Source organism: Maridesulfovibrio zosterae DSM 11974, assembly GCF_000425265.1.
In the GTDB taxonomy this organism is placed as follows: Bacteria; Desulfobacterota; Desulfovibrionia; order Desulfovibrionales; family Desulfovibrionaceae; genus Maridesulfovibrio; species Maridesulfovibrio zosterae.
This window is the reverse complement of sequence record NZ_AUDC01000019.1, coordinates 67008-78127: the sequence shown is the minus strand read 5'-3', so window position 1 is coordinate 78127 and position 11120 is coordinate 67008. Positions and strand designations below refer to the sequence as shown.

Annotated in this window: 7 protein-coding genes; 6 read left to right on the top strand and 1 reads right to left on the bottom strand. The window is 43.8% G+C overall.

Annotated elements, in window-relative coordinates; translation table 11 throughout:
• The first annotated feature begins 296 nt into the window (after window positions 1-296).
• The 6 genes from H589_RS0111365 (at window position 297) to H589_RS20930 (ending at window position 9542) form a co-directional block, all read left to right on the top strand.
• The gene (locus H589_RS0111365) at window positions 297-2846 is read left to right on the top strand and encodes an HsdM family class I SAM-dependent methyltransferase (protein ID WP_027722123.1); all 2550 of its coding nucleotides are present in this window, start codon (window positions 297-299) and stop codon (window positions 2844-2846) included.
• Window positions 2839-4068 carry a restriction endonuclease subunit S gene (locus H589_RS20460; protein ID WP_051249734.1) on the top strand — a complete coding sequence of 410 codons (1230 nt, stop codon included), beginning with the start codon at window positions 2839-2841 and terminating at the stop codon, window positions 4066-4068. The genes H589_RS0111365 and H589_RS20460 overlap by 8 nt, the downstream gene beginning before the upstream one ends.
• 1 nt (window position 4069) lies before the next feature.
• Window positions 4070-4942 (top strand): GIY-YIG nuclease family protein, encoded by an 873-nt coding sequence (locus H589_RS0111355; RefSeq protein WP_027722122.1) that lies wholly within the window; start codon window positions 4070-4072, stop codon window positions 4940-4942.
• A gap of 2 nt (window positions 4943-4944) precedes the next feature.
• Window positions 4945-8175: a type I restriction endonuclease subunit R gene (locus H589_RS0111350; protein WP_027722121.1), complete on the top strand. Its 3231-nt coding sequence runs from the start codon at window positions 4945-4947 to the stop codon at window positions 8173-8175.
• Between the two features lie 5 nt (window positions 8176-8180).
• Window positions 8181-8873 carry a M48 family metallopeptidase gene (locus H589_RS0111345; protein WP_027722120.1) on the top strand — a complete coding sequence of 231 codons (693 nt, stop codon included), beginning with the start codon at window positions 8181-8183 and terminating at the stop codon, window positions 8871-8873.
• Window positions 8874-9179: 306 nt separating this feature from the next.
• Window positions 9180-9542: a hypothetical protein gene (locus tag H589_RS20930; RefSeq protein WP_169433118.1), complete on the top strand. Its 363-nt coding sequence runs from the start codon at window positions 9180-9182 to the stop codon at window positions 9540-9542.
• 494 nt (window positions 9543-10036) lie between these two features.
• On the opposite strand, the gene H589_RS0111335 is transcribed toward H589_RS20930, so the two are convergent.
• Window positions 10037-11110: an LPP20 family lipoprotein gene (locus H589_RS0111335; protein ID WP_027722118.1), complete on the bottom strand. Its 1074-nt coding sequence runs from the start codon at window positions 11108-11110 to the stop codon at window positions 10037-10039.
• Window positions 11111-11120 lie beyond the last annotated feature (10 nt).

The following is an 11120-nucleotide window of genomic DNA, read 5'->3' as shown; positions in this document are numbered from 1 at the left end:
AGTATAAACTATTTAGCGGGAAAATTTCAATTTATTTAATTATTACTGCTAGTTCTTGACAATTACTGTTTATTCTCGTTACGTCTCGTTAAATCTTAAATAGTCTTGTTAGTTCTTGCATAATCTTGCTAAATCTCGTTAATTGAAAACGTAAGCATGGATCAAGCTAAGTTATATCATCGTGTTCATCGTAAATAAGGCAAATATTTTATAAGATGACATGAATATTTTTATTATAAATTTCAGATTACATACTGAAACAAATCACTTTTTTAAAAATTGGATTTAAGAATTAAATGACACAAAAGCTCACTCTCTCCAGCCTTGAACGCAAACTTTTCAAAGCCTGCGACATCCTCAGGGGCAACATGGAAGCCTCTGAATATAAAGAATACATTTTCGGCATGCTCTTTCTTAAACGTTTGAGCGACCAGTTTAATAAAGACCGGGCTGACCTGGCATTAGATCTTACCGCAAAAAAAATCCCTGAAGAAGCAAAAGCCAAACTTCTGGACAATCGCAACCAGTATACATTTTACGTCCCGGAATCGGCACGTTGGGAACAGATCCAGCACATCAAGAAAGATGTCGGTTCTGGCCTGAATAAAGCACTGGCTGCAATTGAAGAAGCCAACCCCGAAACACTTCAGGATGTGCTGAAATCCATCAACTTCAACCGCAAGGTCGGGCAGCGCACCTTAGATGACAGCACGCTGGTTGATTTCATTCAGCATTTCGGAAAAATTGCGCTTAGCAACGATGACTTTGAATTTCCTGATCTGCTCGGCGCGGCTTATGAATTTTTGATTAAGCATTTCGCAGACAGCGCAGGTAAGAAAGGCGGCGAATTCTACACCCCCACCGAGGTAGTGCGTACGCTTGTTGAAATAATCGAACCACAGGAAGGCATGGGAATATACGATCCCACAGCCGGTTCCGGCGGCATGCTGATCCAGTCCGCAAAGTACGTTCAGGAATGCGGCGGGAACGTAAAGAACCTGTCCCTAGCTGGTCAGGAACTGGCCGGCAGTACATGGTCCATGTGCAAAATGAACATGATCCTGCACGGCATCGTCAGTCAGGATATCCGGCAGGAGGACGTACTCAAAAAGCCCCTGCACCTTACTGAAGATCATGAGCTTAAGACATGGGACCGGGTAATAGCCAATCCCCCATTCTCACAAAACTATTCCAAGACAGGCATGGTCTTCACCGACCGCTTTGATGTCTGGCTGCCCACAACCGGCAAAAAAGCCGACCTCATGTTTGTGCAGCACATGGTTTCCGTACTCAAGAACAACGGTAAATGCGCGGTCATCATGCCTCACGGTGTCCTTTTCCGTGGCGGCGAAGAACGCAACTGCCGAGCAAAATTCATTGAGAAAGGGATACTTGAAGCTATCGTAGGCCTGCCATCCGGCCTTTTCTACGGTACGGGCATCCCGGCCTGCATTCTTGTTCTGAACAAAGAAGGAGCTGCTGACAGAAAAGAAGTGCTCTTCATCAATGCCGACCGTGAATACAAGGAAGGCAAAAATCAGAACAAGCTGCGTCCCGAAGATCTCGCTAAAATAACCCATGTCTACCGCAATAAACTGGAAGTCGATAAATATTCACGCATGGTTCCGGTGGAAGAGCTGGAAAAAGAAGATTTCAACTGCAACATTCGCAGATACGTGGACAACTCCCCGCCGCCAGAACCGCATGACGTAAAAGCTCACCTGCACGGCGGAGTTCCAATTACTGAGGTAGAAGCCCTAAGCGATGATTTTAAGAACTTTCCGGGCCTCAACGAGCTGCTCTTCAAGCCTAAGGATGAAGGATATTTAGACTTCACAGACGCTATAAACGGCAACGGCAGCATCAAGGAAGCGATTGAGAATTCACACGGAGTGCAGGAGAAGCACGACCTGTTTCGCGAAAGCCTTGAAAAATGGTGGCTCGCAAACGTCAAAGACATCGCTGCCCTGAATAACTCCGGCAATGTTTTCGAATATCGCCGTAAATTCTTTGATTCCATTGCCGAGGCCTTAGTGCCGGAAGAAATTCTAAGCCTACACAAAGTGCGCGGTGCATTCGCCAGCTATTGGAAAGACTTGGACAGCGATTTCCGCTCCATTGCCGCCAGCGGATGGAGTGCGTTGCTCATCCCGGACGCTGATATTATCCAGTCCCAGTTTCCTGAGATTCTGCAAAAGATAGAAGAAGACAAAGCCCGCATATCCGAGTTGGAAGCCATGTTCGCCTCCGCAAACGAAACAGATGCAGAGGAGGGCGAGACTGAGGATGAAAACACAGCTCTGCCCAAAGCCGTTGTAAAAGATTTGAAAGAGCAAAAGAAGGACTGCAACAGCCAATTAAAAACACTGCGCAAGGATCTAAAAGATTTGAAAAAAGACCTTGAGCGGATGAACAAGTCCGGCACAGCGCAAGCTGAAATTGATCAGCAACAGACCCGAATAGCTGAAGCAGATTCAAGCATTAAAAGTTTAAACACGGATAAAGCCACCATTGACCTGAAATTAAAAAATCATGCTGACCTTGAAAAAGAATTAAAAGACCTCAAGTCCGGCATCCGTGTTGTAGAAAACCAGATGGACGAGCTGGTAGCAAAGGCGCGTGAGAAGATCAGTGAAGATGAAGCAAAAGAGCTGATTCTTGAACGATTCCATGATGAGCTTATAAGCAGATATGATGAATATTTGAGGCAGCATCTGCGCGGTTTTATCGCCAAGGTTGATAATCTTTGGGATAAGTATGCTGTTACTTTGAATGATATCCTTGCTGAGCGGGATCGTGAAGCTGATGTTTTGAGTGGGTATTTGGGGGAGTTGGGGTATGAGTAGTTGGCATCCCCAAACAATTGGCAATACTTGTGAGATTCTTGACAACAAACGTATTCCGTTAAGCTCCGAACAACGAAGTAAAATAAAAGGAGAAATTCCATATTATGGAGCAAATGGAATCGTTGATTATATATCCAAACACCTTTTTGATGAGTCACTAATTCTTTTAGCTGAGGATGGTGGACATTTCGAAGAATACCAAGACCGAAGTATTGCTTATAAAATTACTGGGAAATCATGGGTTAATAACCATGCACATATTTTACGTGTTAAAACAGGACACTCTTTTGAATTTGTATTCTATTCACTAGAACATAAAAATGTCCTCGCCTTCATCAAGGGGGGAACAAGATCAAAGCTTAATCAAAATGAACTTCGAATAGTTGAATTTGACTGTCCCCCCCTCCCCCAACAACGCAAAATCGCCAAAATCCTAACCACGGTGGACAATCAGATCGAAAAAACCGAGGAGCTGATCGCCAAGTATGAATCTGTAAAACAAGGCATGATGCAGGATCTTTTCACCCGTGGCGTGGACGAGAATGGAAAGTTACGCCCCAAGCGTGAGGATGCCCCGGAGTTGTATAAGGAGACTGAGTTGGGTTGGGTTCCGCGGGAGTGGGAGGTGAAAAGCCTAGCCGCCATTTCATCTGTGATTGATCCACAGCCTGACCATAGGACTCCGAAAGAAGTTGTAAACGGAATTCCTTATATTGGAATTGGCGAATTCGATAACGACGGACAAATTAACTTTCGAAAAGCTCGCAAAATTTCTTACACTGCTTACAAAAAACAAAAAAAATCTTTTTCAATAGACGAAGGAGACTTTATTTTTGGAAAAATTGGAACGATAGGATCTCCCAAAAAGCTGTACTCTTCAACAGAGTATGCACTTAGTGCCAACGTAATATTAGTCAAACCATATGAGACCCCGATGTTCTTATTTTTTTGGATTAGTTGTCCACGGGCAGAACAACTAGTAAATCAAAAATTGCATACTACGTCACAGCCAGCATTCGGAATACAAAAACTTCGTGAGTTCTTAATACCTCTTCCATTACTAAATGAAAGATTAGCTATTGAAAAATTATTCCATAACATAGCACGCAGCATAAAAGCAGAAAACACGAACCTCACTAAACTAAAACACCTCAAAACCGCCCTAATGCAAGACCTGCTGACCGGCAAAGTAGAAGTGACACCAGACCCTGAGGACAATTAAAATGAACAAAAACAACTCCCCATTTTCCTTTAAGATATTCCTCCCCGACGGCACAGTGGACGGTTTGCGCATCATTAGTAAATCGCACTGGACCGGCAAGGGGATTGTCTTCAACCGTTCCAATTACAAGGAAGCTTCAAAGCGTGAAGAATTCCAGAAAACGGGTGTGTATATATTAGTTGGCGATGCCGAGGACGGAACTTTGCCGACCATTTATATAGGCGAGGGGGAACCGGTTCTCCGCAGGCTGAACAGCCATTACGCCAATAAGGATTTCTGGAACTGGGGAGTATTCTTTGTCTCCACTGACAACAGCCTGAATAAGGCCCACGTAAAAAATCTTGAAAGTCAACTTATAGAACTGGCAGAAAAAGCCAAAAGAGCGAAACTTGATAACTCTGTCGGTTCGCATGCGCCTATACTCTCCGAATGGGAACAGGCTGATGTGGACAGTTTTCTGGACGACATGCTGAGTATTTTCCCTTTGCTCGGGTTATCGGCATTCAGGAAAACAAAAAAGAAATCCAATAAAAAATATCCTACACTGGTGACCTGCGGCAGCGGGATCTCCGCTAAAGGGCAGGATACGGAAGAAGGTTTTGTTGTATTCAAAGGATCTGAAGCTAAAAAGTCACACGCTCCTTCGATGCAGAACTATCTGGTTAATATGAGAAAAGAATTGCTTGAGTCCGGCGTTCTTCTGGATGAAGGCGAAAAGTTTAATTTTTTGCAGGACTACACATTTAAATCTCCCAGCACAGCTGCAAGCGTTGTTTTGGCCCGTAATGCCAACGGCAGGATCGAATGGAAAAACGAGCAAGGCGTGACTCTTAGGGACATTCAAACTGAGGGAATAGACCTGAACGGTGAATAATTATGGCTGAATATCTTGTTGTAGAAAAACCGTTTCTGGATCAGCTTGAAACCCTTGGCTGGCAAATCACCGACCAAGGGGCCGGAATCCCCCATACTCCCGCTAAAAGCTTTCGTAATAGCTTCCGCGAGGTCGCCTTGTTTGAAGAATTCAAGCAGAGCGTCCGTTCCATTAACAGGACTGAAGACGGTCAACAATGGCTTACCGAGAAACAGCTCAGTGATCTTTACAACGAGATATTTCATCAACCGACAGCGGGACTGATTGAGGCAAACGAGAGTGTACTGAAACTGCTCTTCAAAGCTCAAGTTGATGTTAACGAAATTACCGGTGAAGCCGATCCGGTTGTCAAACTGATTGACTTTGACAATCCGCAGCGCAATAGCTTCAGGGCCATCAACCAATTTCGCATCGATACACCCGGTGGCGTGAAGGACTTCATCATTCCAGACATAGTGCTCTTCGTTAACGGGTTGCCGCTAGTTGTAATTGAATGCAAAGATTCCAATGAGTACACCTCCAACCCCATCCATGAAGCTGTTGAACAACTACGACGCTACAGCGACCAACGCGAACAAACCATTGCCGATGGCCTTCGGGAAGGTGAACCGGCTTTATTCTTTTCCAACCAGCTTTTGATTGCCACCTGCGGAGATGAGGCCGAGTTCGGTTCCATTACTGCTAATAAAGACTATTTCTTCGCTTGGAAGGATATTTATCCTTTAAAGTACAAAGAATACGACCCTCCGCTTGGACGCGAACGTGCGCAGGAAGTCCTGATTCAGGGTATGCTTCCGCCCGAGACTCTTCTGGACATCATCCGAACCTGCACAGTGTTCATGGATGTCGGAGAACACCGTGTAAAAGCTGTCTGCCGCTACCAGCAATACCGGGCTGCTGACAAAATCATTGAAAAACTACGCAATGGCGAAAGCCCCAAAGACCGCTCCGGTGTAGTCTGGCATACTCAGGGGTCCGGCAAATCCCTGACCATGGTTTTCACTGTCCGTAAAATCAGGATGTGTGACGATCTCAAGGATCTTAAAATCCTATTCATGACCGACCGTAAAGATCTTGAAAAGCAGCTGGGCGTGACAGCGGAGCTTACAGGCGAAAGTGTTACCTATATCCAGAACACCCATGCGCTGCGCGATCATCTGCATACGGATGCTTCCAACCTGAATATGGTAATGGTCCATAAATTTGGTGAGCACCAGAACAACACGGCCCCCGAATATCTTACAAAAGCTATTGATGCTCCACGCAAATTTGAAAATTTCGGAGTAGTTAACTCTTCTGACCGGATTGTCATCATGATTGATGAAGCCCACAGAAGCCACAACGAGGATCTGGGGAACAATGTATTCGAGGCATTCCCGGAAGCCACCCGCATAGCTTTCACAGGGACCCCCCTTTTAAGCGGCATCAGCAAGGCCCCGACGATTGATAAATTCGGTGGTTATATCGATAAGTATCGTTTGCAGGATGCAGTTGAGGACGGAGCCACTGTCCAAATTCTTTATGAAGGAAAAACTGCCGATACAGCCATTTACGACAAGCACGAATTTGATCGTAAATTTGAAGACCTTTTCAAAAACCGTACAGACGAAGAAATCCTTGAAATCAAAAAAAGATACGGCGCAACCGGAGATATTCTTGAAGCCGAAGGCCGTATCGAAGAAATCGCAGCCGATCTTGTAGACCATTACATTGAGAAAATTCTTTTCAGTGGCTTTAAGGCTCAGGTCGTCGCCAGCTCCAAAATGGCGGCAGTCCGTTATGTAAAATATATCCGTAAGGCCATTGAAAGCCGCATCTATATAGAAAAAGAAAAATCGGCTCAGGATGAGGACCTTATTGCTAAGCTGGAATTTATCCAGACAGCCGCGGTTCTATCTGCAGATGGTACAAACGACCCTGCCACTATTACCAATGCGATCAAAGAAGCTAAAAGACTCAACGCTATTACCAATTTCAAAAAGGCTTTCGACCCGGAAAAGCCTGAAACGGGCATGGCCCTTCTTGTTGTATGCGACCGCCTGCTGACTGGCTTTGATGCGCCTCTTGAACAGGTCATGTACATTGATAAAAAAATTAAGGAGCATAACCTGCTCCAAACAATAGCCAGAGTTAACAGAATTGCTGAAGGAAAGAGTCGAGGCTACATTGTCGATTACATAGGGCTGGCAAATCACTTGCAGCATGCCCTTTCAATTTATGCTGATGATGAAGACTATAGTGACATCCAGATGTCCATGCTGGACATCAATTCTGAAACGCCCACGCTGGAAAGCCGTTATCGCAGACTGCTCTATTTATTCAGCTCCAATGGACTTGATGAAATAGAAGACTTTGTTCAACAGAAAATTGATGATCCTGAACTGGAATACAATATAGTAGAGGAAGCCATTGGTATTTTGGAAAACATCAAACGCCGTGCAGACTTTGAAGTATACTTTAAGAAATTTCTCCAAAGTATGGATATAATCCTGCCAAACTCGGCAGCAACTCCATACAAAATCCCCTTAAAACGCTTCGGGTATATACTGGCCAAAACCAAACAGCGGTATAAAGACAATTCGCTTAATATCTCCGGAGCTGGCGAAAAAGTTAAGCGACTCATAAACGAGCACTTGATCAGCCTTGGAATCGATCCCAAAATTCCTGCTGTGGAACTTTTTTCTGATAAATTCGAAGAATCAGTCGAGGAAAACAAAAGCACTAAAGCCAAGGCCAGCGAAATGGAGCATGCCATCAGAAAGCATTGCAAGATCCAGTTCGGTAAAGACCCTGAAGGCTACGCACGGATGAGCGAAAAGCTTGAAGCTCTGATACGAAAACATAAAGAAGACTGGGACAAACTATATAAAAGCCTGCTGGCCCTTTGTGATGAAGTCCGCAAAATTGAAGATAAGCCTGTTGATGATCCGTTCTTGAGATTAACGCTTATGACCGCATTCGAAACTACTGAAGTGGATAGTGAAATAAAAGTGAATACCGAAAAGCTGGTTGACGAGGTTCTTAAACATCTTCAAAAAACCATAGGCATTATTGACTTCTGGGACACCCCTGTGCGAGTCCGTGAGCTCAAGGGGGAGATTAGCATCGCGCTGGCCTCAAGCGGCATTCCCGAAGTAATCGAAAAAATGGATCAGGTTGAAACGGAGCTGGTTGCCCTGGCAAAACACCGCCATAATGAACTGCTGGCTCTGATTAATGACCGAGAAAAATAAAATAAGTGCCTAAATACAAAGATATTGAATACAGCCTTACACGCAGTAAAAGAAAAACAGCAAGTCTGCATATAGAAAGAGATGGATCAGTCTCCCTGATGATACCTGAAGAATTGTCCGACAGCGACGCTAACAGGATAATAGAAGGCAAGCTTTACTGGATCTACAAAAGCCTCGCGGAATGGGAAGACTTGAATGCTACAAAAGTAAAAAGAGAATTCGTCAGTGGGGAGGGATTTCTCTACTTCGGCCGGTCATATCGCCTGAAATTTATCGAAGAGCAACGTTTACCCTTGATGCTCAAAAACGGATACTTCTGCTTACGTACCAGTAAAAAATGCACACAAGTAACACCCCACGAAGCCTTCAAAGAATTTTACAGAACAAAAGGAAAGGACCGTATACCAGAACGGGTAGATCTTTATCGCAGGAAGCTGGGAGTTAACCCCTCAACAGTGCGGGTAATGGAGTTAAAACATCGCTGGGCATCCTGCTCAGAGAATGGCGCCCTGAACTTCCACTGGAAATGCATGATGGCCCCTCTCCTGATCCTAGACTACATCGTTGTTCACGAACTGGCGCATATCATCCACCCACGCCACACCACAGCTTTCTGGAACGAAGTAGATAAAATCCTACCGGACTACCGGGAAAGGAAAGAATGGTTGAAGCACCATGGGGCTGAGATGGATTTGTGAGTTTACCACCGCAAGCACACAGCAATTCAAAAATTTCAAAAGCAAATAAACAATATAAAAACCTTAAAACACATGCAATATGTAGATACATACTTCGCTCCGCTTAATAGTCACGCCCGAGAAAATGTAGAAAAATTTCGGAGATATCTATCTGAAAAAAATAAGGAAGGAGAAATACTACTCTGCTATAGAGGAGAGGACGAAAAGAGCATCATCAAAAGGCTTGCCACTGCCCCACACCACTCTAACATCAATTATGTTTATGACAATTTATACCAAATAGGTGATAAGTGCAGACATTTTTTTATGGATAAGTTTAATAATGAAGAAAGAGATTATTTGACAAGTATCGACGACTGCTCGACAGCCACACTTGGTTTTATTTTTGATAAAATTAGATCTGTTATTAAAGAAAAAGCATTAGCACCAAAAGTAAGAGAAAATTGTCCAAGAAAATTTATTGATTACTTTGCAGAAGACACCAACAGAGATATATTTATCAATACAACTTCGCAGCACACTAGCTCATCCAACACAATAACCATAAGAGACTACTATCTTTATCTTTTACATGTCGCAGGATCTCCAGGCTTAAGAAAAGAGGCAATGCTTATTTCCACATTTCATAATAGGGGTAAAGAAGCTAGACACCAAAGATTTCATAATTAATCCTTGCCTTGAAAACATCTCTGAGAATGACTTTGAACGAATATCAAAATTTGGATTCAACGTTGATCAAAGAGACTTTGAAGACAGAATCAAAAATTCAAACTTTCTTCGATGGGTTGAAACCGATTCACAAGGAAATTTCTACGAGAAAGACAATCAGTAGCCTATTGCAAAAGTAAAACAGTGAACAAATTAATTGTCACACAGAATTGTTATATTTAACAAATCCCTATCGGACGAACACGGTTTGGGTCACGGTTATCCCCATCTTACGACATACTTTACTGACCTTTGTGCCTTTTTATGCCTGACGCAATGCAAACACTATCTGTTCATCGATAAATTTACTTTTCTTCACGGCAAACTCCTTACTGTACAATAGGTTGGTAAACCAAAAATCTCTATTCTTAAATGGTCCAGCTTTTTGGAAAGACGTAATGGCCCGGATTCATATGAATCAGGGCCATTCTTTATCTCTCAACTCAGCTATATAGTTATTTTGCACAAATCACTACTGCACCTTTTTTTGCGAATTCGCTTCCCTGACGTTTCTGCTCAGCGAGCTGCCAAGCTGTATCCTTGTCTACCAACAACATACAGTCACGGGGGCCGGGCAGACTTTTGATTACTAAAATATTATCGCCGAGCTTTTCCAGCTTTTGTGCGGTATCAACATCTTTCACGTACCAGACTATTCCACTGGTCCGGATAATTTCCGGTTCAACATTCTTTGCTGAATAAACGCTCTCAAGTTCACCACTCTCATCCTTGTATGCAAGCACCGGACAAAGCCCTTTAACAAAAGGAGTTCCTTCGACAATGACCAGCACGCCGGTAGCCGGTTTTGCAGGATCATAAGTAATAGAAGGATATTCGGTGTGAGTGCTAAATTTAGGTTCATCCTCACTCATAGGTTCGGAGACTGCGTTACTGGAACCAAACAGGTCCGCGAGAACCACATCGTCTTCTTCCATCTGAATCGGAGCTTTAGCATCCACCATCCCCGCTTCAGCTCTGGGCTCTTCCCCGAAAATCTCTGCCAATTCATTCTTTACCAGCTCCTTCTTGCCTTCTCCTCCCTCATCCAGTGAAAATTCTTTATTCGGAATAGCTGGTGAATTTTGAATCAACTCAGGACTCAAAGCACTAAGTAGGTCCGGCATATTTTGATTTGAAGGCATAGCTCCATTGAGGGCGATGCCAAGCACGACTTCTGCGGTAACGTCACCATTGTCATCATATTTGACATTACTGCCCATAACCCGACAGCCGCGAATAACACCCTGCACTTTAGTGCGGACCTCATCCTTTTTCAATACAGCTTCATTAACCACGGTTTCACTGTCAACGCGGACCCCTTGTACGATTTCCATTAAATCGCGCATAGCAGTTACCTTAGCGGCCCGCAACGCCATCATTTTATCGCGCACTTTCCTACCGCTGGACTTGGCAATACCAAATCCTGTGGCTTTAATAATGTTGCTGTTCCAATCCACTCCGGAATCTTCCGCAAAAGAAACTGAAGAAATTAGCAATAAAGATATGACTGATATTAATATTGACCTCATGTCTACCTCC

What these genes read in the sequence shown, in the direction of transcription:
- H589_RS0111365 (WP_027722123.1), top strand. Translation starts at nt 297, where the DNA reads ATGACACAAAAGCTCACTCTCTCCAGCCTTGAACGCAAACTTTTCAAA.
- H589_RS20460 (WP_051249734.1), top strand. Translation starts at nt 2,839, where the DNA reads ATGAGTAGTTGGCATCCCCAAACAATTGGCAATACTTGTGAGATTCTT.
- H589_RS0111355 (WP_027722122.1), top strand. Translation starts at nt 4,070, where the DNA reads ATGAACAAAAACAACTCCCCATTTTCCTTTAAGATATTCCTCCCCGAC.
- H589_RS0111350 (WP_027722121.1), top strand. Translation starts at nt 4,945, where the DNA reads ATGGCTGAATATCTTGTTGTAGAAAAACCGTTTCTGGATCAGCTTGAA.
- H589_RS20930 (WP_169433118.1), top strand. Translation starts at nt 9,180, where the DNA reads ATGGATAAGTTTAATAATGAAGAAAGAGATTATTTGACAAGTATCGAC.
- H589_RS0111335 (WP_027722118.1), bottom strand. Translation starts at nt 11,110, where the DNA reads ATGAGGTCAATATTAATATCAGTCATATCTTTATTGCTAATTTCTTCA.